The 21,473-nt window shown below is 56.7% G+C and carries 19 protein-coding genes and 1 pseudogene; 5 read left to right on the plus strand and 15 right to left on the minus strand.

Annotated features, from left to right (window positions below; translation table 11 throughout):
• Positions 1 to 31 precede the first annotated feature (31 nt).
• Positions 32 to 268: a tautomerase family protein gene (locus LDK53_RS04440; protein WP_025760193.1), complete on the minus strand. Its 237-nt coding sequence runs from the start codon at positions 266 to 268 to the stop codon at positions 32 to 34.
• A 61-nt stretch (positions 269 to 329) separates the two neighbouring features.
• Between LDK53_RS04440 and LDK53_RS04445 the strand changes: the two genes are divergently transcribed.
• The gene (locus LDK53_RS04445) at positions 330 to 791 is read left to right on the plus strand and encodes a winged helix-turn-helix transcriptional regulator (protein ID WP_025760194.1); all 462 of its coding nucleotides are present in this window, start codon (positions 330 to 332) and stop codon (positions 789 to 791) included.
• Between the two features lie 34 nt (positions 792 to 825).
• On the opposite strand, the gene LDK53_RS04450 is transcribed toward LDK53_RS04445, so the two are convergent.
• Positions 826 to 2,151 carry a 2-hydroxycarboxylate transporter family protein gene (locus tag LDK53_RS04450; protein WP_047958696.1) on the minus strand — a complete coding sequence of 442 codons (1,326 nt, stop codon included), beginning with the start codon at positions 2,149 to 2,151 and terminating at the stop codon, positions 826 to 828.
• A 416-nt stretch (positions 2,152 to 2,567) separates the two neighbouring features.
• Here LDK53_RS04450 and LDK53_RS04455 point away from each other — a divergent pair, with 416 nt between their 5' ends.
• On the plus strand, positions 2,568 to 4,253 hold the full coding sequence (locus LDK53_RS04455) for an NAD-dependent malic enzyme (RefSeq protein WP_225284684.1): 1,686 nt from the start codon (positions 2,568 to 2,570) through the stop codon (positions 4,251 to 4,253).
• Positions 4,254 to 4,297: 44 nt separating this feature from the next.
• Here LDK53_RS04455 and LDK53_RS04460 read toward each other — a convergent pair whose 3' ends face one another.
• From LDK53_RS04460 to LDK53_RS04515, 12 genes and pseudogenes are all read right to left on the minus strand, one after another.
• Positions 4,298 to 5,299 (minus strand): Kdo(2)-lipid IV(A) acyltransferase, encoded by a 1,002-nt coding sequence (locus LDK53_RS04460; RefSeq protein WP_225284685.1) that lies wholly within the window; start codon positions 5,297 to 5,299, stop codon positions 4,298 to 4,300.
• 178 nt (positions 5,300 to 5,477) lie between these two features.
• A complete protein-coding gene (gene pptA, locus LDK53_RS04465) occupies positions 5,478 to 5,708 on the minus strand; it encodes a tautomerase PptA (RefSeq protein ID WP_025760198.1) in 231 nt (76 codons plus the stop codon).
• Positions 5,709 to 5,745: 37 nt separating this feature from the next.
• The gene (locus LDK53_RS04470; RefSeq protein ID WP_225284688.1) at positions 5,746 to 6,363 is read right to left on the minus strand and encodes a glutathione S-transferase family protein; all 618 of its coding nucleotides are present in this window, start codon (positions 6,361 to 6,363) and stop codon (positions 5,746 to 5,748) included.
• Between the two features lie 41 nt (positions 6,364 to 6,404).
• Positions 6,405 to 7,292, minus strand: a complete 888-nt coding sequence (locus tag LDK53_RS04475) for an ABC transporter substrate-binding protein (protein WP_095440589.1) — start codon at positions 7,290 to 7,292, stop codon at positions 6,405 to 6,407.
• Between the two features lie 9 nt (positions 7,293 to 7,301).
• Positions 7,302 to 8,075, minus strand: a complete 774-nt coding sequence (locus LDK53_RS04480) for an amino acid ABC transporter ATP-binding protein (RefSeq protein WP_045285033.1) — start codon at positions 8,073 to 8,075, stop codon at positions 7,302 to 7,304.
• Entirely contained in the window at positions 8,059 to 8,985 is a 927-nt protein-coding gene (locus LDK53_RS04485; protein ID WP_045285034.1) for an amino acid ABC transporter permease, read from the minus strand. The genes LDK53_RS04480 and LDK53_RS04485 overlap by 17 nt, the downstream gene beginning before the upstream one ends.
• A 9-nt stretch (positions 8,986 to 8,994) precedes the next feature.
• A complete protein-coding gene (locus tag LDK53_RS04490) occupies positions 8,995 to 9,504 on the minus strand; it encodes a GNAT family N-acetyltransferase (RefSeq protein WP_045285035.1) in 510 nt (169 codons plus the stop codon).
• Between the two features lie 9 nt (positions 9,505 to 9,513).
• Positions 9,514 to 11,777, minus strand: a pseudogene (locus LDK53_RS04495) (NtaA/DmoA family FMN-dependent monooxygenase).
• A 16-nt stretch (positions 11,778 to 11,793) separates the two neighbouring features.
• Positions 11,794 to 12,915, minus strand: a complete 1,122-nt coding sequence (locus LDK53_RS04500) for an amidohydrolase (RefSeq protein ID WP_025759146.1) — start codon at positions 12,913 to 12,915, stop codon at positions 11,794 to 11,796.
• Positions 12,912 to 13,913: an LLM class flavin-dependent oxidoreductase gene (locus LDK53_RS04505; RefSeq protein WP_225284689.1), complete on the minus strand. Its 1,002-nt coding sequence runs from the start codon at positions 13,911 to 13,913 to the stop codon at positions 12,912 to 12,914. The genes LDK53_RS04500 and LDK53_RS04505 overlap by 4 nt, the downstream gene beginning before the upstream one ends.
• A 110-nt stretch (positions 13,914 to 14,023) precedes the next feature.
• Positions 14,024 to 14,563 (minus strand): AAA family ATPase, encoded by a 540-nt coding sequence (locus LDK53_RS04510; protein WP_225284690.1) that lies wholly within the window; start codon positions 14,561 to 14,563, stop codon positions 14,024 to 14,026.
• A 141-nt stretch (positions 14,564 to 14,704) separates the two neighbouring features.
• A complete protein-coding gene (locus LDK53_RS04515) occupies positions 14,705 to 15,103 on the minus strand; it encodes a cupin domain-containing protein (RefSeq protein ID WP_025759145.1) in 399 nt (132 codons plus the stop codon).
• Positions 15,104 to 15,215: 112 nt separating this feature from the next.
• On the opposite strand from LDK53_RS04515, the gene LDK53_RS04520 reads away from it, so the two are divergent.
• Together LDK53_RS04520 and ansP are read left to right on the plus strand one after the other, a co-directional pair.
• Entirely contained in the window at positions 15,216 to 16,130 is a 915-nt protein-coding gene (locus tag LDK53_RS04520; RefSeq protein WP_095449034.1) for a LysR family transcriptional regulator, read from the plus strand.
• A 304-nt stretch (positions 16,131 to 16,434) separates the two neighbouring features.
• Positions 16,435 to 17,931 carry an L-asparagine permease gene (ansP, locus tag LDK53_RS04525; protein WP_008501774.1) on the plus strand — a complete coding sequence of 499 codons (1,497 nt, stop codon included), beginning with the start codon at positions 16,435 to 16,437 and terminating at the stop codon, positions 17,929 to 17,931.
• A 46-nt stretch (positions 17,932 to 17,977) separates the two neighbouring features.
• Here ansP and LDK53_RS04530 read toward each other — a convergent pair whose 3' ends face one another.
• Positions 17,978 to 19,039 carry a YncE family protein gene (locus LDK53_RS04530; protein WP_225284691.1) on the minus strand — a complete coding sequence of 354 codons (1,062 nt, stop codon included), beginning with the start codon at positions 19,037 to 19,039 and terminating at the stop codon, positions 17,978 to 17,980.
• 241 nt (positions 19,040 to 19,280) lie between these two features.
• On the opposite strand from LDK53_RS04530, the gene pqqU reads away from it, so the two are divergent.
• Positions 19,281 to 21,395: a TonB-dependent receptor PqqU gene (gene pqqU, locus LDK53_RS04535; RefSeq protein ID WP_225284692.1), complete on the plus strand. Its 2,115-nt coding sequence runs from the start codon at positions 19,281 to 19,283 to the stop codon at positions 21,393 to 21,395.
• Positions 21,396 to 21,473: the final 78 nt, after the last annotated feature.

Below are 21,473 nucleotides of genomic sequence, written 5' to 3' on the forward strand. Positions count from 1 at the left end.
CCGGGAGGCGATTACACCTCCCGGCTTTGCATCAGGACGGCTGTGTTGTCGCGAATGTCTTCGCAATCATTTCAGCGGTTGGCTGTAATCCTCCGAGGCTCCACTGCTCAGGGTCATGCTCATCAATACGGATCCAGACCGAGCGACGGAACTCAGGATCCCCTCTCCCCTCGATTTCCACCATCAAGTCCGTCATCCGGCGCAGCAGCTCGCTCTTCTGCTCGTCGTTCATGATCCCTTTAATCGTTTGTACATTCACAAAAGGCATTGTATTCTCCCTAATAACCAAGGTCTAAAAATCATACTCAGATTAGAAAGGAAACCCGCAGGTGTCAAAAGAAAAATCGTTGCCTTACCTCTCGCCCGAACTGTGCGGTCTGGCTGAAGGGGCAAAAATCGTGGGCGATCAATGGATTTTGCTGATCCTGAGGGAGGCGTTTTACGGCGTGACGCGCTTCGAAACCATGCGTAGCCATACCGGGATCACGAAACAAACCTTAGCGACGCGTTTGAAACTGATGACGGAGCTGGGGCTGCTCTCCCGAATACCTTACCGGGAAGAAGGGGCACGGGAACGCTATGAGTACCAGCTCACCGAAAAAAGCCGCACCCTTGCCCCGGTACTTCTGGCGCTGATGGAATGGGGACACAGACAGGTGTTACACACCGCACCGCATTTAACGCTGGTGGATAAAGAGACAGGCGATCCGTTGCATATTGGCTATGTGAATACGCAGGGTCATGAGGTGAAACCCCACCAGGTGCAGATTGTGCCGACACCAAAGGGGTAAGCCCGGCAACGTCACCCGGCTTACCCGCAGCACGTTACATTATCCACCCCATCAGCAGCGTGGCGATGATCACCGTCGACGCGCCGCCGATGCGGGTCGCAATCTGTGCAAACGGCATAAGGGACATCCGGTTAGAGGCGGACAAAATGGCCACGTCCCCTGTCCCGCCCAGACCGCTGTGGCAGCAGGTGACAATGGCCGCTTCCACAGGGTACATATTCAGACGCGACGCAATAAAGTAGCCGCTCAGCGCCATCGCAATCACCACCGAACCGCACACCACCACGTACCCCACCGAGAAGACTGAGACCACGCTCTCAAGCGGTACGTATAACATCCCGAGGCCAATCATCAGCGGCCAGACCAGCGCAGCGGAGACAAATTTATAGCAGCTGTGCGCCCCCTGCTCCATGGAGGCCGGGATCACGTTGAAGTATTTGCACAGCACCGCAATCAAAATCATCAGCACCGGGCCGGGAATGTGGACCAGTTTTTCAAACAATCCGCCGACGATGAAAAATGCGCACACCATCAGTAATCCGCCCCCCATCAGATGAAAATCCGTCTGTTGAGCACTTTGCGCCCCGGCAAACAGGCTGGTGTCTTCTTTACTGCGCGTGAGCATGCCATTTCCTGAAAGCGCCGGACGTTTGGTCCCGAGACGCGCCAGCGAGCCTGCACACACAATGGCGAAAATATTCCCCACGACCGCAGCGGGTGCCAGTTGCGCAACAAAAACATCCGGCGTTTGTCCCAGTATGGCCGAATAGGCCAGGGAGAGGGGTAAAATTCCCTCGCCAATCCCGCCGCCAATGATAGGCACAATGATAAAGAAGAAGGTGTGGTAAGGCGTATAACCAAACAGTGAGCCCACAATGAGCCCGGTCAGCACGGCCATGAATGTCCCCGCCACCAGCGGAACAAACATGCGCATCATCCCCTGAATGAGCAGTACCCGGTTCATCCCCAGAATACTGCCGACCACCAGGCAGGCGATGACGAAATAGAGCAGATTCGCCTCCTTCATCAGCAGATGCACCGTATCAAGGGTCTGTTTCCCGAAGACGCCAAAATAGACCAGCACAGAGGGGACCATCAGGCAGAGGATCGCCGGACCGCCGATGTCTTTCAGCAAGGGGATCTGACGCCCTACTTTGGCAAACGCGAAACCGAGCGTCATGATGACCGCGAGACCACCGATCATATTTTTCGGCAGCAGCCCTGCCCAGGCGGACGTCGCCACAATGGCGGCGATCCCGACAAACAGCATCAGCGGAACCGCGCCCACCTCGGTATTGTTGAGGCCAAAGGCGAAACGCGAGGACGACAGTTCAGAAGTCGGTACAGGATTATCTTTCATATAATCACCTGAAAATTGTGTTCGGATAAACAGAGAAAGGAATAAACTGGAATCTATTCCTGATAGCAATAAATGTTCTTTAATATAAAAATAATGACTTACCTGGCCTTTTCTTAAAACAGGCTCAGCGCGAAATTAACATGGAGAAACGCAGGGAAATGTGAACAACACAGCTCTTTTATTTTAAATAACTTAATTCATTATTATGTAACTAAAGTTAATGAAAGCCATCCGGGTAATCTTTTTGAAATTAATAAAACCAGAGAGATTGTGACCCTTATCACTCCTGCCCTGCAGGCGAACCGTTAGATTAGCGCTGCAACAAAACAGATAAAATACCGACATGAAAACCTCAAACTTCATGCCTGCCCGCTTGTTTTCTCAATCTGTTTTATTAATAAATTCAGGAGTTAACCATGTCCCGCAAAGAAGTTCTGTACACGCCCTATAATGGAGCCGTACTGCTGGAAAATCCGTTATTAAATAAAGGTCTCGCCTTTATTAAAGAAGAGCGCGATCATTTTAATCTGCATGGTTTATTGCCACACAACGTGGAAACCATTGAAGAACAAACCGAACGTGCGTGGATGCAGTTCTGCCATTTTAAAAGCGATATTTCCCGCCATGTTTATCTGCGCAATATTCAGGACACCAATGAAACCCTCTTTTACAACCTTCTGCGTTCGCATCTGAAAGAGACGTTACCGATAATCTATACCCCGACCGTAGGGGAAGCCTGCGAGCATTTCTCTACCATTTATCGTCGTGCGCGCGGTTTATTTATTTCATGGCCAAACCGCCACCGTATCGATGAGATGCTGCAAAGTTTCTCGCGCAACGACATTCGGGTGATTGTCGTCACGGACGGGGAGCGTATTTTAGGGCTCGGCGATCAGGGTATTGGCGGCATGGGTATTCCGATTGGTAAGCTGTCGCTGTATACCGCCTGCGGAGGGATCCATCCGGCCTCCACCCTCCCGATTATGCTGGATGTCGGCACCAACAATCGGCAGCACCTGGAGGATCCGATGTACATGGGCTGGCGCCATCCGCGCATCACCGACGATCAGTACGCGGAATTTATGGATATGTTTATCAGTACCGTCAAGGCGCGCTGGCCGGATGTGCTGCTGCAATTTGAAGACTTTGCCCAGAAAAACGCCACCAGACTGCTGCAGCGCTATCGCGACCAGCTGTGCTGCTTCAATGATGATATTCAGGGCACTGCAGCCGTCACCGCCGGTACGCTGATTGCGGCGGCGCATGCCGCGGGCACGCGCATACGCGATCAGCGGGTGGTGTTCCTCGGCAGCGGTTCTGCGGGGTGCGGGATCGCCGAAAAAATTGTTGCGCTGATGGTGGATGACGGTCTGACCGAATCCGAAGCCCGCAGCCGGATCTTTATGGTCGATCGCTTCGGTCTGCTGACCGACGACATGACCAACCTGCTCGATTTCCAGAAAAACCTGCTTACCGCCCGCGAAACCGTTTGTCACTGGCCGGTAGAGGCGAAAAATATCTCGCTGCTGGACGTGGTGAAGAACGCGCATCCGACAGTGATGATTGGCGTTTCCGGCCAGCCTGGGCTGTTCAGCGAAGAGATTGTCAAAGAGATGCATCGCCACTGTCCGCGCCCCATTATCATGCCGCTCTCTAACCCGACGTCACGGGCAGAGGCACAGCCGCAGGATCTTATCGCCTGGACCCAGGGTGCCGCGCTGGTCGCCACCGGTAGCCCGTTCGCCCCGGTATTCTGGGAGAATGCGCACTACGAGATCGCCCAGTGTAATAACGCCTATATCTTCCCGGGCCTGGGACTGGGTGTGCTGGCCTGTGATGCTCGCCGGGTGACGGAAGAAATGTTGATGGCGGCAAGCCGCAGCCTGGCCGCGCAGTCTCCGCTGGTGACGACAGAAAGAGGAGGACTGCTGCCAGCGGTAGATCAGATTGAAACGGTCTCACGTCAGATTGCCGTTGCCGTCGCCCGCGCCGCAATTGCACAGGGCGTTGCCCCGGCAATAGATGATGAGGAGCTGATGGCGCGTATCGAGAAGACCTGGTGGCAGGCGGACTATGCGCCTTACCGCCGCTCCGCGCTGTAGCGCCGGTCACGCCCTCACCGCAGGGTGAGGGCGTCGCTGAGGTTTCAGTGCTGTACGCCTGAGCGGTCAGAAAAATCGCCGTCGGAGAGAATATCATGCCGTGTCGCCGTCTGTTTCTGGCGGGCATAGCGGTCCGGTACCCCTTCAGGACGCGTTTTGAAGCGACGGTGCAGCCACATATACTGCTCTGGCGCCATCCGTACCGCGTGCTCAATCGCCCTGTTCATCTGCGTCGCCACGGCTTCTTTATCGCCGCCCTGCAGCGCCTCGCTGATATCCTCAAGAATAATCAGTTCGTAACCTGAGCCGTCCGCCCTGCGACGCGGCACGAAGGGGACGACGGCAGGCCGTGCGCTTTTGACCAGCATATAGCTGCCCGCCGTCGTGGCGGCATCCGGCACCGCAAAAAACGGCACAAAGACGCTATTGGTTTTGCCATAGTCATGGTCCGGGGCGTACCACAAGATTTCATTCTGCTTCAGCGAGCGGATCATGCCTTTTAAATCATGGCGATCGAGCATGGTTTTATTGGAACGCAGACGCCCGCGGGTCTGCAGCCAGTCCAGCAGCGCATTATTGTTGGGACGGTAGACCCCAATGCCCGGGTTAAGCATGCCAAAGATCCGCGCGCCCAGCTCAAGGGTAAGAAAGTGCATACCAACGAGCACCACCCCATTCCCTTTCTCACGCGCCTTTTCCATATGCTCATACCCGGTCACGGTAAAGCATTTCCGCACCCGCCACGCAGGCCAGAACCAGGCCATCCCGGTTTCGATGACGCCCATACCTACCGATTCGAAATTACGCTGCAGCAAGGTTTCGCGCTCGTCCGCGCTCATCTCAGGAAAGCAGAGTTCAAGGTTACGGCGGGCAATCGCGACGCGGCGAGGGAGTAAACGCATCGCCAGTCGGCCAAGGCCATGACCGATCCGGAACAACAGCGGATAAGGCAGCAGCATGATGAGCCACAGTGCGGCAATGCCTGTCCAGCTTAGCCAGTACCGGGGATGAAGAAAGGCGAGTGAAAACCGGGGTAATTTTGTCATCAGAAAATTATCCTTTAACGTGTCTGTCCTTAACTGATTCTGTTGAAGATCTTTCCTAAGGATTTATGAAATGTCAGTCAGAAACGTGAAGTGTAGCGGATAAGACAAAACGCATTTTTACGATTTTTGCGAAAAGCGAAAAGCCGGGAAGGACGAAGCCGCTCCCCGGCAGACGATCTTACATTGAATAGCCGGGCTTTTTGATCAGTTCGTCCAGCTTGGGTCCTATTTCGGTATCCCAGACCTGTGCTTTCCAGTCCTCGGGATTCACCTGGTTCAACGCCACCGACACTGAACTGTCTTTACTGTTGAAATGGCGAATAATCACCTCGGCAATATCCGCCGCCAGGGCGTTTTTTTGTTCGTCGTTTAAATCACGGGGAAAACATTTGATATCTACGTGTGGCATGTGCAGGCTTCCGATTGTGAATGAGGGTTCCACGTTATCAGATAATATTGTTTGCCTTTAACACCTTGTGCAGTTCCGGCAACTGACATACGGTATCCGCAATGGCCGTCAGCTTCGGCGTATTTTCCGCAAACCAGGCGTGACGAGGTCCCCAGGTACGCGCCACGGTAATATACACATCCAGCAGCGTCAGCCGTTCACCCAGCGCAAACGGGGCCGCGCTGAGCTGGTTTTCGAACCACAAATAGAGAGATTTCCGGTACTCAATGCAGTTTTTCTGCAGCTGTTCCGGTGCGTCCGGCACCCAGCGTTCGGGATAATCTGCATACGTGAAGGTGGGATAGACGTTCGCCACAAACCAGATGAGCAGACGCTGAAACTGCTGACGTTCAGCCTGCCCCACGGGCGGAGCCAGATCGGGACAGCGGTCGAGCACCATCAGGGCTATTGCCGCCGTTTCGGTCATGATCGCGCCATTTTCGAGCTCCAGCGTCGGCACCTGACACAGCGGGTTCAGTTTTTGCAGTAACTCACGCTGCGGACCAGGCTGGTCAAACCCGTCCACGTTGATAAAGTGATAGGGAATATCTGCCAGGGTCAGCATCACTTCACTGATTGCCGAGCCCCAGCCGGGTACGCCATAAAGTTTAATCATGTTGCCCCCTCAGGAGTGAAAATCCTAAGTGTAGAGCACCATTAGTAGGTTATCCCAGGCGGGTTGACCTCCGATTGCGCCACCGCTTCGCCCTGCTCCCCCCAGCGCGCCAGCACTTTCTGGTACTCTCCTCTCTCAATCGCACCGTTGAGCGCGGCCTGCAGGGCATAAACCAGTTGATTGCCTTTTTTGGTCGTGGTGGCGACATAAGCTTTCTTCGGCCCCAAACCGACCACGCGGGTTTTGCCGGTCAGCGCCGCTTTATACGCCGAGACCGACTGCGGCCCGAAGAACACATCCGCCCTGCCGGACTGGATGTAAAGATTGCCTGAGGCATCGTCGTGGAGATAAACCGGCAGCGCAGGCTCGCGTCCGGCCTTTTTGTTCTCCTCGTTCCAGCCCAGCAGAATACGTTCCTGATTAGTGCCCGAGCCGACAATCACTTTTTTACCCGCCAGGTCTTCCGCACGTTTAATTGACTGGATATCACTGGTCGACTTCACCGAAAACGCCAGCGAGTCGACGCGGTAGGTGGCGAAATCAAACTTCTCTTTACGTTGTTCGGTCACCGCAATGTTCACAAGCGCCACGTCGTAGCGCCCGGAGGCGATCCCCAGCGGCCAGTCTTCCCACGCCGTCGGCACCAGCTTCAGCTTCAGCCCCAGACTGCCCGCCAGCAGGCGGGCGATATCCGGGTCGCTGCCAATCCGCGTGCGGTTATCGCTGGCCAGCAGCGCCAGCGGCGGGGAGTTCAGCATCGAGATGGCAACCGTCAGCGTTCCCGGCTCAACAAATTTGTAACTGGCGGGGATCTTCGCCACAGCCTGCCGATCCACCGTCACCGGCAGCGGCTGCTCGTTGGCTTTTAAATCAATGCTGGCGTGGCTGGCGGCTGAAAAGATCAGCCCCGCCAGAAGTCCATATTTCATTGTCGCTCCTTACAGCACTTTAGAGAGAAACTGGCGCGTTCGCGGGTGCGACGGACGATTCAAAACCTCGTCGCTGCTGCCCTGCTCGACAATTTTTCCGTCGACCATAAACACCACCTGATCCGCCACCTCCCGGGCAAAGCCGATCTCGTGGGTGACCACCACCAGCGTGGTGCCGGACCGGGCCAGCTTCTTGATCACATCCAGCACTTCACCCACCAGCTCCGGATCGAGGGCCGAGGTGGGTTCATCAAACAGCATCACCCGAGGTCGCAGCGCCAGCGCGCGGGCAATGGCAATGCGCTGCTGCTGGCCGCCGGAAAGATGGCGTGACCAGGCGTCCGCTTTATCCCGCAGCCCCACCACATCCAGCAGGCTGTAGGCCCTTTCCACCGCCTCTTTCTTGCTGAGCTTTTTATGCGCGACCGGCGCTTCTATCAGGTTTTCCAGCACCGTGAGGTGCGGAAAGAGATTGAAGTTCTGAAACACATAGCCCACGTTGACCCGCTGCTTAAGGATCTCCTTCTCTTTCAGTTCAAAGAGTTTGTCACCCTGACGGCGATAGCCAATGTAGTCGCCGTCAATCTGGATAAAACCTTCGTCGACGCGCTCCAGGTGGTTAATGGTGCGCAGCAGCGTCGACTTGCCCGACCCGGATGGCCCGAGGATCACCGTCACGGACCCTGGCGGGATCTCAAGCGTGACGTTGTCGAGGGCTTTATGGCGACCGAAATATTTACTGACGCCGGTAATCGAAATATGTCCTTCAGGAGAGGCTGGCATGGACGGGCTCCTGTGCTGGCGTGGCGGTGACAGAACGGCTGCGCCGGGTGGCTCGGTTCTGGTTAACGGCAGAACGGCGTTCGCTACGGGCAAGTGCGCGTTCGACACCGTACTGGATAGCGGACAAGACGGTGGTAATCACCAGGTACCAGGCGGCCCCGACCATCAACAGCGGGATCACCTCCTGGGTGCGGTTGTAGATCATCTGAATGGTATAAAACAGCTCCGGCATCGCCAGGACGTACACCATCGCCGTGCCCTTGGCGAGGCTGATGATCTCATTGAATCCCGACGGCAGAATGGTGCGCAGCGCCTGGGGTAAAATGATGCGCACCGTACGACGCCAGGCCGGCAGGCCGAGCGCGGCAGCCGCCTCATACTGCCCGTGGTCAACGCCGAGGAAGCCGCCGCGAATAATTTCGGCGGTATAGGCGCTCTGTACCAGCGTCAGCCCCACCACCGCGGTGGAGAACTGCCCCAGCACGTTGATGGTTTCAAAGCTGCCCCAGGTGATGCCGGTGAACGGCACGCCGAGCGAGAGCGTGTCGTAGAGATAGGAAAAGTTATACAGGATGATCAGCACTACGATCAGCGGCAGCGACCGGAAGAGCCAGATGTAGGCCCACGCCAGGCTGCTCAGCAGCCAGGACGAAGAGAGTCGCGCCAGGGCCAGCATGCCGCCAAACACGACGCTCAGCGCGGTGCCGATCAGCGTCAGCAGCAGAGTCTGACCGACACCGTCGAGGATCACCGGGTCGAAGAACCAGCGGGCGAACACGCCCCACTCCCAGCGCGGGTTAAAAGCCACGGACTGAATTACGACCGCCAGGACAAACAGCGCCACCGCGGCGCCGACGGTCCGCAGCGGATAACGCGCCGGGACCACCTTTATGGTTTCAACGTTGCTCATCGTCGTTCCTCATGCGGTTTTACTGAACGCTTCGCGTACCAGCGTTTTGGTGAAACGCAACCGACCATCAAACGGCGGCTGGCTATACTCTTCCGGATCCCGGTTCAGATCGAACTGCGGCTGATAGCCCTGGCTGAGATAGAGCCGGACCGCTTCCGGCTGGCGAAAACCGGTGGTCAGGTAGATCTGGCTATACCCCGCCAGCACCGCCCTGCGCTCCAGCTCCTGCACCACTCGCCCGGCAAGTCCCTGCTGACGCAGGGATTTATTGGTCCAGATACGCTTAATCTCTGCGGTCCGTTCGTCATAGGGCTTGTAAGCGCCGGTGGCGATAATTTCCCCGTCACGTTCCAGGACGATAAACAGTCCCTGCGGCGCTAAATACCATTCCGTCAGCTCCACTTCCGCATCTTTAGAGAAGTAGTCCCCGTAACGGGCGGCATATTCCCCGAACAGCCCCTCGATGATGGGCTGGAGTTCGGCATCTTCGGGCGAGACATCACGAAATTGTTCGCGCATAGCGCCTCCTTAATCACCCAGGCCAGCCGGGTTCACTTCTGACTGAGGAATGCGCTCAACCCCTTCCCCCCAGCGGTTCAGCACTTTGTCGTAATCGCCGTTTTTGATCACGCCGTTCAGCGCGATTTGTACCGGCTCAACCAGCCCGCTGCCTTTTTTCAGCGTCACCGCGATATGCGCCGCCTTCGGCCAGCCGCCGTCGACGCTACCCACCAGTTTGGTTTTGCCGTTCAGCGCCGCTTTCCATGCGCCAATCACGTTCGGACCAAAGTAGGCATCCGCACGCCCGGACTGCAGCGCCAGGGTTTGAGCCGCATCATCTTTGGTGTAGATCGGGGTAAAGGGTTTCAGCCCTTTCTTCAGGTTTTCCGCGTTCCATGCCAGCAGGATGGACTCCTGGTTGGTGCCGGAGCCCACGATAATCCGCAGCCCGGCGATGTCTTCCGCCTTCTGCAGCGAGGTAATGGGACTGGTAGACTTCACGTAGAAACCGAGGGAGTCTTTCCGGTAGGTGGCAAAATCAAATTTCTGTTTGCGTTCTTTGGTGACGGTGATATTGCTGATGGCCGCATCGTATTTGCCGGAGGCGACCCCCAGCGGCCAGTCTTCCCACGAGGTGGGCACCACGTTCAGCTCCAGCCCGAGACTGTCCGCCACCAGACGAGCAACGTCGACCTCGCTGCCCAACAGCGTTTTGTTGTCATCGGAAAACACCGTCAGCGGCGGCTGGTTAAGCCCCGCCACCGCCACGGTAAATTTTCCCGGTACGGCAAAGCGATAGTCTTTCGGCAACCGGGCGATGGCATCGCCGTTTTTGGCGGTGTTGATCGGCGTTTTATTGGCCTCGATGCTCACGCCGGTGCCGTTAATGTTCACATTCTCTGCCCAGACGGCAGGGGTAAAGGCCAGCGCGAGCGCCAGAATAAGCGATGTTTTCTGCATAGCGGTGTTCTCTTTTATTGTTGTGTGAAGTGATTTTTCGGTTGGTCCAGACCCAGGCTTTCGCGCAGCGTGGTGCCCGGGTAGTCGGTGCGGAACAGGCCGCGAGCCTGCAGAACCGGCACGACCTGGTCCACAAAGCGCGGGAAGGTGTCCGGCGTGCCGCCCTGAATGATGAAGCCGTCGGCGGCATAGCCTTCAAACCAGGCCTGCAGACCGTCTGCCACCTCTTCCGGCGTACCGGAAAAGCGTGGACGCGGCGAAGCGGCTTCCAGCGCCACCTGACGCAGGGTTAAGTTGCGCTCGCGGGCGTTCCGCTTGATCTCATCGGTAGTGCTGCGGAAGCTGTTTTTGCCTAAGTCGCCGATATCCGGGAACGGTTCGTCTAGCGGATACTGGCTGAAATCATGATGTTCGAAATAACGCCCGAGGTAATTAAGGGCATCATTAATCGACACCAGCGCCGCCGTGGTTTGATACTGGTTTTCCACGTCCTCTGCATCTTTTCCCACAATCACGCTGACGCCCTGGAATATATGCAAATCCGACGGGCGGCGGCCGTGAGTTTCCAGCTGCTGTTTCACGTCGCGGTAAAAGGCTTTTGCCTCGTCGAGGGTTTCATGGTGGGTGAAAATAGCGTCGGCATGTTTCGCCGCCAGTTTTTTCCCGTCGTCCGACGCGCCGGCCTGAAAGACAATCGGACGTCCCTGCGGGGTACGGCCAATATTCAGCGGTCCGGCGACCTGGAAGAAATCACCACGGTGATCCAGGGTGTGCAGTTTTGCCGGGTCAAAGAACTGACCGCTCTCTTTGTTGCGCACAAAGGCATCTCCTTCCCAGGAGTCCCACAGCCCTTTCACCACGTCGAGATACTCGTCGGCAATCCGGTAGCGTAGCGCATGTTCAGGGTGTTTTTCACGGGAGAAGTTCTTCGCCGAACCTTCCAGCGGCGAGGTCACCACGTTCCAGCCCGCGCGGCCATTGCTCAGATGGTCGAGGCTGGCGAACTGGCGGGCCGTGGTAAAGGGCTCGCTGTAGGAGGTGGATAAGGTTCCCACCAGCCCCAGGCGCGAGGTGATGCTTGCCAGCGCAGATAACACCGTTAATGGTTCAAAGCGGTTTAAAAAATGCGGGATCGATTTTTCGTTAATATAAAGACCGTCGGCAACGAATAAGAAATCGAGTTTGCCCTCTTCCGCCTTTAATGCCGTCGCTTTGACGAAATCGAAATTGATACTGGCATCGGCGATGGCCTCAGGGTGGCGCCAGGCGGACATATTCCCGGATGCACCATGCAAAATGGTCCCGAGCCGCAGTTGACGATGTGCAGACATATTCACCTCTTCAGAATTAAACGTGTTGCAGGGCTTTTTCCGCAAGCTGTGCAAAATAGCGGGCAGCGGGCTCGATTAATGCTTCGTCCGGGTTAAACGCCGGGTGATGTAAACCATACGCACTGTTGCTGCCAATGCTGACAAACGCACCGGGTATGGACTGCAGATAGACCGCGAAATCTTCCCCGCCCATGTGTAACTCGGCGTGCCGGGTTTCATAGCCCGCCTCCCGGGCAACCGAGGTGGCAAATGCCGCCCAGCGTTCGTCATTGACCAGCGCGGTGGGTCCGGCATACCAGGTAATATCAATCTGCGCGCTGAAGGCGCTGGCAAACCCGGCGGCAATCTCGCCCACGCGGGCTTTCACGTTCTGCTGCACTTCCGTGCGATGGGTGCGCAGCGTGCCTTCCAGCTCGACGCTTTCCGGCAGCACGTTCCAGGTGTTGCCGCCCGCAATGCGCGTCACGCTCAGCACCACGGAATCCAGCGTGTTAACGTTGCGGCTGGCGACGCTTTGCAGCGCCGTCACCAGCTGGCTCGCCAGCACAATGGCATCGTTACCTTCATGCGGACGTGCGGCATGCGCGCCTTTGCCGGTAATGCGAATCACAAAGCGGTCGACGTTGGCATAGAACGGCCCGCCGCGGGTGGCGAACTCCCCGACCGGCAGGCCGGGCTCGTTATGCATACCGAAAATCGCGCTGACATCCCGCAGGGCACCGGCCCGCACCATGCTCTTCGCGCCGCCAAAGTTCTCTTCGGCAGGCTGAAACAGGATCCGCACCCGGCCGTTAAGCGAAGCTTCCCGCTCTTTCAGCTTTAACGCCGCACCGAGGATCACGCTGGTGTGGATGTCGTGTCCGCAGGCGTGCATCACCCCTGCCTGCTGCGAGCTAAACGGTACGCCGCTACGCTCTTCAATCGGCAGGGCATCGATATCTGCGCGCAGCGCAATCAGCTTGTTGCCGGAACCAATTTCCGCCACCAGCCCGGTCGGCAGATCGTAAGGCAGCGGCGTAATGCCCGCCGTTGTCAGCCACTGGCGCAGGCGTGCGGTGGTCTCGACTTCCTGACCGGACAGTTCCGGGTTCTGGTGCAGCTCGCGACGCCAGGCAATCAGTTGTTCGCCAAAGCTCATACGGTAACCTCCCTGTTAAGACGGGCCTCGGCCAGCAAACGCAGCGACGCCACGCGCGTGGCGCCCTCTGCTACCGGGGTATCAATAATAAATTCGTCAATGCCCCACGTTTCATGGAGGGCGTTAAGGTGTTCAAGCACGGATTCCGCCGTGCCCGCCAGCAGAGATTGCGCCCGACGCGCAATGCGTACCGGCTCACTCCCTGCCTGACGCGCAAAGGCGTAAGCCTGCTCTTCGCTGGCCACCGTGACGCGCTGGCCGTTGGCCAGCTCAACGCCCCACACTTCCACCTTCTGCGCCAGCGCGTCTGCTTCGGCCTGCGTCGGTGCGACAATCGCCTGCACCGCCACAATCACATCGCGGACGCTGTTTTCACGCCAGGTGGCGATCACCTCACGCAGCAGATCCGGATCGCCATTCAGGTGTGCGGCAAAAACAAAGTGCCAGTCGAGGCTGGCGGCCAGCAGCGCGCTTTCGCGACTCGCGCCGAGCAGAAAACCCTGCGCAGGCGACGGCGGCAGCGGCGTGGCCAGAACGGCTTCCGCCGTTGACTGATGTTCAGGACGGATCCAGCGGTTGAGCTGGGCCAGCTGTTCGGCAAAACTGCCCTTTTCCTGCTGATTCAGCCCCTGCTGCAACGCGCGGGTCGAGAGCGGCAGACCGCCCGGCGCTTTTCCGACGCCGAGATCCACGCGGCCTGGCGCCAACGCGGCCAGAACGTTGAAGTTCTCGGCGACTTTATACGGGCTGTAGTGCTGAAGCATCACGCCGCCGGAACCGACGCGAATGCGCGAGGTTTGCCCGAGGATCCAGGCAATCAGCAGCTCCGGTGAGGGGCTGGCAAGTTGGGGGGTGTTGTGGTGTTCGGCAATCCAGAAGCGGTGATAGCCCAGATTTTCTGCCTGCTGCGCCAGCGCCAGGGTACGCGCCAGTGCATCGGCAGCCGTTTCGTGTTCAGCGATGGGGCTTTTATCCAGAATGCTGATTCGCCATGACATGTTGCGTTCTCGTTTGACTTAACATGTCGACATTATTAAAGGCGTATTTCACCACTGAGAAACAATTAATTTACATTTAGTTTGCCGGAAAACAGATATATAAAACCACGCTAAGAATATGTCTTCAGAGAGGCAATCAGCGCATCCACATGACTGCGGCGGGTAATACGGACAAAGCGAATGTGCGCGTAGCGCGGGTTTTGCAGATCGGCTTCATAACGCCTGCGGTTATTGCGCCAGGTTTTTATCGTCCAGATGATAATGGATTCTCTGCTCAGGAACGCGCGGCGAAAACTCTCCTTATTCCCCGTGCCTGGCCAAAGTTCCCGTTTATGCCAGGCCCGTTTGATGGCCCTGGTGACGGCCTGATACAGGGTGCGGGTAAACCCATAATCGACCCACACCACAACATCGACATGGCGCCATTTGACCGGGCGCGTGCGGTTATAGTTACCGTCAAGCACCCAGTCTGGCGACGCCTGCAGCGCCTGCTCCAGCGTTTCCTGAAACACGTCGTCCGGGCTTCCCTGCCAGTCAGGGCGCCAGTAGAGTCGATCCATCTCGATACAGGGAATGTCCAGCTCGGCCGCAATCTGCTTCGCCAACGTGCTTTTTCCACTTCCGCTGGTTCCGATGACGTTAATTTTCACTCAAGCCTCAGCCCGTTAACAAAAACTGACCAAATAATAACGTTTTCATCCTTTTAACGAAACGCTATTTCAGCAGGGCAATTTTCCCTGGGAGGCGAAGTGCACGACGCGCCTTAAGCAGGCGATTGCCGTGTCTGGCGGTTAGCCGTTCGGGTACTGCTCGTCGGTGACTTTTTCCATCCACGCTACCGGGCTGCCGTTTTCCGATTCGGCGATGGCGATATGCGTCATCGCCGTTTGCGCGCTTGCCCCGTGCCAGTGCTTCACGCCGGGTGGGATCCAGGCGATATCGCCCTGATTCAGCACTTCCGCCGCTTTGCCCCACTCCTGTAGCCAGCCGCGCCCCTGCGTCACAATCAGCGTTTGTCCCAGGGGGTGCGTATGCCACGCCGTGCGTGCGCCCGGCTCAAAGGTCACGGTTGCCCCGCCGACGCGGGCAGGTTCGGTCGCCTGAAAGGGCGCGTCAATGCGGACGGTGCCGGTGAACCAGTCTTCTGGCCCCTTTGCTGAAGGTAATGAACCGCTGCGGATAATTTTCATGTTGTACTCCTCGTTAACTGTTGCGTTAACAGTAGCGCAAAGCAATCCGAACTATTAGCGTGCATAATCAGATAGGAAATATGATTGAAATTCATAAATAGAGGCAACCGCAATGCTAAAAGACAATTTCAACGACCTGCTCTCTTTTATGGTGGTTGCCCGCGAGCGCAGCTTTACACGCGCAGCGGCGCAGCTGGGCGTATCGCAATCGGCGCTGAGCCATGCCATGCGCAAGCTTGAAGCGCGGTTAGACGTACGCCTTTTAACCCGTACAACCCGCAGTGTGGTGCCCACCCAGGCGGGTGAGCAGCTTTTTATGCGCTTAAGCCCGCATTTGCGGGAGATCGAGCAGGAACTCACGGCGCTTCGTAGCGCCCGTGACAAACCCGCTGGCTCGGTCAGCATTGTCGCCGGCGAGCACGCGATGGACGCCGTGCTCTGGCCGATACTGAAAACGTTTATGGCGCAATATCCTGAGATTAACGTCGAGGTGACGATCGATAACGGCCTGACGGATATCGTGGACGGCCGCTTCGACGCGGGAGTACGCCTGGGTGAACAGGTGGCAAAAGATATGATTGCGGTGCGGATCGCTCCGGACATGCGCATGGCCGTCGTCGGTTCCGCTGATTATCTTGCACGCTTTGGGGTGCCGCAGGTGCCGGAGCAGCTCGCTGACCACCGCTGCATCAATATGCGCCTGCCCACGCGAGGGGGATTGTATCAATGGGAGTTTGGACGCGACGGGCGTGAGATTCGCGTGCGGGTTGAAGGACAGCTAACGCTGAATAATCTGTCGCAGCGCATCGATGCGGCGGAGAATGGTCTCGGATTAGCCTACGTGCCCGAGTCCTCGGTTCTGGACGCTCTTCATCACGGACGGCTGGTCAGGGTCCTTGATTCGTGGTGCCCCATTTTTGAAGGATATCACCTTTATTATCCGAGCCGTCGACAGCACACTACCGCGTTCAGGTTGCTGCTCAATGCCCTGCAGCAACAAAAATTTATACCATCTGGTAATAATTAAGGGAATCTGATGATTAAATAATCAACCCCGCAATTGTTTTGACTAAAAACTCACCACGATTCAGCGTGTTGTGATCCCCGTCTGCTCTGACCACACGATTTCCTTCGACGTGCATCACTTTCGGCACGGTTATATTTTGCGTCGCTTATGAATTGCAGGTAGGATGCCTCGCCATGTTTCGCCTTATCCATACGCAGAATGACTGGGAAGGCGACATGTGTTTGCGCAGAAGCAATCGTTTGTATTGCATTCTGCCAGGCAGGACTATCACGATAATGGTTCAGACAGGCAAACAGGTAACTCAATGAAAACAAGCAATAAAAGCGCAGCCGATCATCATGCTGCTAAACGTCGCTGGTTGAACTCCCACGAAGAGGGCTACCACAAAGCGATGGGCAACCGTCAGGTTCAAATGATCGCCATCGGCGGCGCTATCGGAACGGGTCTGTTTTTAGGTGCGGGTGCACGTCTGCAGATGGCTGGCCCGGCTCTCGCCCTGGTCTATCTGGTGTGCGGGATCTTCTCTTTCTTCATTCTTCGCGCGCTGGGCGAACTGGTACTGCATCGCCCTTCCAGCGGCAGCTTCGTCTCCTACGCCCGTGAATTCCTCGGTGAAAAAGCGGCCTACGTGGCGGGCTGGATGTACTTCGTCAACTGGGCGATGACCGGTATCGTCGACATCACCGCGGTTGCGCTGTATATGCACTACTGGGGCGCGTTCGGCGATGTGCCGCAGTGGGTCTTTGCGCTTGGCGCGCTGGCCATTGTCGGCACCATGAACATGATCGGCGTGAAATGGTTCGCGGAGATGGAGTTCTGGTTTGCGCTGGTCAAAGTGCTGGCCATCGTAGTGTTCCTGGTCGTGGGTACCGTCTTCCTTGGCAGCGGTAAACCGCTGGATGGCAACGCCACCGGCTTCCACCTGATAACCGATAACGGCGGTTTCTTCCCGCACGGTCTGCTGCCTGCGCTGGTGCTGGTTCAGGGCGTGGTGTTCGCCTTTGCCTCCATCGAGCTGGTGGGTACCGCAGCAGGTGAATGTAAAGATCCGCAGACGATGGTGCCAAAAGCCATCAACAGCGTGATCTGGCGTATCGGTCTGTTTTACGTCGGTTCCGTGGTCCTGCTGGTTCTGCTGCTGCCATGGAACGCCTATCAGGCGGGTCAGAGTCCGTTCGTGACCTTCTTCTCTAAGCTGGGCGTGCCTTACGTTGGCAGTATCATGAACATCGTGGTGCTGACGGCGGCGCTCTCGAGCCTGAACTCCGGTCTGTACTCTACCGGCCGTATCCTGCGCTCCATGTCGATGGGCGGTTCTGCGCCGAAGTTCATGTCGAAGATGAGCAAGCAGCACGTGCCGTACGCCGGTATTCTGGCCACGCTGGTGGTCTACGTCTTCGGAGTGTTCCTGAACTACCTGGTCCCGTCTCAGGTCTTCGAAATCGTGCTGAACGTGGCCGCACTCGGGATCATCGCCTCCTGGGGCTTTATCGTGGTCTGTCAAATGCGTCTGCGTAAAGCGATCAAAGAAGGGAAAGCCGCTGACGTGAGCTTTAAGCTGCCTGGCGCACCGGTGACCTCCTGGCTCACCCTGCTCTTCCTGTTCAGCGTGCTGGTGCTGATGGCGTTCGACTACCCGAACGGCACCTACACCATCGCGACCATTCCGCTGCTGGCCGTGCTGCTGATTGCCGGCTGGTTTGGCGTGCGTAAACGCGTTCACGAGATCCACAGCACCGCGCCGGTTCATCCTGATGATGAAAAACACGACGCGCCGCTGGTTGAAGAGACCTCGCGTTAATACGCAGTCAACAAAAAGGGAAGGCATTTAGCCTTCCCTTTTTTTATTACAACGCGATACGAATCACATCGTCAGGCTGGGTGGCTTCCTGCTGACGGGTGGATTTCTGTTTCACCGTCACGTACAGGGCTTTGCCATCCGCTGAGAGCGCCAGGCTGTTCGGGTAGACCGGCGTGTCGATGGTTTTGGTGACCTTATACGATTTGGCGTCAATCACGCTCACCTTACCGGCTTCACGGTGCGTCACATAAACTTCATTGCGGGCCGGGTTAAACAGGACGGCCAGCGATTCCGGCGCGGCGATTTTGCCGATCACGCTGCCCTCTTTCAGGCTCACCACCAGCACTTCCGGCTGTTTTGAATCGGTCAGGAACGCGCGCTGACCGGCAGTGTCGAGGCTCAGATTCAGGTAGAAGTGCTCTTTGCCGTCATCCTGCACCTTTTTACGGCTGATAATTTTATTGCTGGCCGTATCAATCGTCACCAGCTCGCCGTCCGCATTGGTGGTATAGAGACGTTTCGCCTGCGCGTCCAGCGCCAGGCCGGTGCTATAGGTCCCGGTATTGGCAATGGTCGCTTTCAGCTTCAGCGTGGCACCATCCACCACCCAGACGACGCTCTCTTTCCCCACGCCCGTGATGTACACGGTGTTCGTGCTGTCATCGGCCACCAGCTGGCGCGGCTGCAGTGGCTTAACGGTGTCACTACGCTGACGTCCATCCAGCACCAGCCGCCCTTTTACATCGCCCGTTTTCGCATCGATGGCCGTTACCGCACCGTTGATAGTGTTGCCCAACCACAGCGTCTGGGTCGCCTTATCAAGAGTGGCACCAAAAGGTTTGAGATCGCTGTGAATCGCCTGCGTCACGTCCAGCGTAACCGGATCGAGGCGATAGACAACGCCGCCCTTGTCGGTTTTACGGCTTTGCGACGTCGCGACCCACAGGGCATTTTCCTGCTGGCTCACCGCCATTTCATACGCCCCTTTGCCCACGGCTTTACGCAGCACCTCTTCGGCGGCATGAACCTGGAACGTTCCGGCAAGCAGTAACGTGGCTGAAAGCAGTGACAGGCTCAGGCGCGGTGAGCACAGATGACGTAAAGACATAACAATTCCTTTTCTGAAATGAGGGGTTCTGCTGACATCACTTCCGGCAGGCAACGTCATGGCATCGCCTTTTGATAATGAGAATAGTAATCATTAATGAATCAAATGTGGAGATTTTCTTTCCCGCTTCGCCTTCCATTAACGCAATGTGCGGTTATAGTTTTCAAAACTTTTACAAAACCTTTAACATATATGGACATGTTCCATTTGGTTCGTTTATACACCACAACCGGTTTTATTCATGAAAATCATTTCTGCCCATAAGGCTTCTCTTCCGCTACTGCTGGTTCCTGTTATTTTTGCGCCCCTTACCGCCATGAGCGCGGAAGAACAGACCATGATCGTCAGCGCCACGCCGCAAACCGTATCGGAACTCGATACTCCAGCCGCGGTGAGCGTCGTCAATGGCGACGACATGCGCCATGCCGCTCCCCGTATCAACCTGTCTGAATCTCTCGGCAGCGTCCCGGGCCTGCAAATTCAGAACCGGCAGAACTATGCTCAGGATCTTCAGCTGTCGATGCGTGGGTTTGGTGCCCGTTCAACGTTCGGCGTGCGCGGCATCCGTATGTACGTAGACGGTATTCCGGCCACCATGCCGGACGGACAGGGTCAGACCTCGAACATCGATCTCTCAAGCGTGGAGAGTGTTGAAGTGCTGCGCGGCCCCTTCTCTGCCCTGTACGGCAACGCCTCTGGCGGCGTGATTAACATCAATACCCAGACCGGACAGCAGCCGCCGACCATTGAAGCCAGCAGCTACTACGGCAGTTACGGGACCTGGCGCTACGGCATGAAAGCCACTGGCGCAATGGGTGATGGCACCCACGCGGGCGATGTGGATTACACCGTGTCCACCACCCGTTTCACCACTAAAGGTTATCGCGACCACAGCGGCGCGCGTAAGAACCTTGCCAACGCCAAACTGGGTGTACGTATTGATGACGTCAGCAAGCTGACGTTGGTCTTTAACAGCGTGGACATGAAGGCCAACGATCCGGGCGGACTGAACTATCAGGAGTGGCGGGACAACCCGCGCCAGTCCCCGCGCGGCGATCAGTACAACACGCGTAAAACCATCAAACAGACCCAGGCCGGCCTGCGTTACGATCGTCAGCTCAGCACCCAGGACGACCTCAGTGTGATTATGTACGCCGGTGAGCGTGAAATGACGCAGTACCAGTCGATTCCGTATCAGCCGCAGTTGAAACCCTCCCACTCCGGTGGGGTGATCGATATGCAGCGCCACTATCAGGGGATTGATACCCGCTGGACGCACCGTGGCGAGCTGCTGGTGCCGGTGACCTTCACCACCGGTCTTAACTACGAAAACATGAGCGAAGATCGTCGCGGATACGAGAACTTCGTCATGGATAACGGCGTACCGGATTACGGCGTAAAAGGTGATAAGCGTCGCAATGAACGCAATCTGATGTGGAACGTCGATCCGTATCTGCAAACGAGCTGGCAGCTGACGCAGAAACTGTCAGTGGATGCCGGGGTACGCTACAGCTCGGTCTGGTTTGATTCCAATGACCACTACGTGACGCCGGGCAATGGCGATGACAGCGGCGACGCGAGCTACCACAAATGGCTCCCTGCCGGTTCCGTGAAGTATGCCGTGACGGACGCGTGGAACCTGTACGCCGCCGCCGGGCGTGGCTTTGAAACGCCAACCATCAACGAGCTTTCCTACCGTTCAGATAACCAGGGTGGGCTGAATATTGGTCTGAAACCGTCCACCAACAACACCTATGAAGTGGGCAGCAAAACCCGCATCGGCAATGGCCTGCTGACCGCCGCCCTGTTCCGTACCGATACGGATGACGAGATCGTGGTGGATGCCAGTTCTGGCGGCCGTACCAGCTATAAAAATGCCGGCAAAACCCGTCGTCAGGGTGTCGAAGTGTCCCTCGATCAGCAGTTCGCTGAAAACTGGAAGCTGAAGATGGCGTGGACCTATCTGGACGCCACTTATCGCACCAACGTATGCGGCGATACGAACTGTAACGGTAACCGGATGCCGGGCATCGCCCGTAATATGGGTTACGCCTCGTTTGGCTGGCAGCCGGAGGAAGGCTGGTACGCGGGTTCAGATGTGCGTTACATGAGCGATATCATGGCCGACGATGAGAACACAGCGAAAGCGCCATCGTATACGGTGGTCGGACTGAATACCGGGTATAAATTTAACTATGGCAACTGGGGCATGGACGTCTTTGGTCGCGTCGATAATCTCTTCGATAAAGAGTACGTCGGCTCAGTCATTGTCAACGAGTCCAACGGTCGTTATTACGAGCCTGCACCTGGACGTAACTACGGTGTAGGACTCTCGGTCTCTTATCGCTTCGAGTAAGTAATAAGAAAAGTTTATTTTATCTCTAAAATAACGCTCCTGATGGCAATAAACCATCAGGAGTTATTCATCAGATAA

This window comes from Enterobacter sp. K16B (genome assembly GCF_020216105.1).
GTDB lineage: Bacteria > Pseudomonadota > Gammaproteobacteria > Enterobacterales > Enterobacteriaceae > Enterobacter > Enterobacter sichuanensis.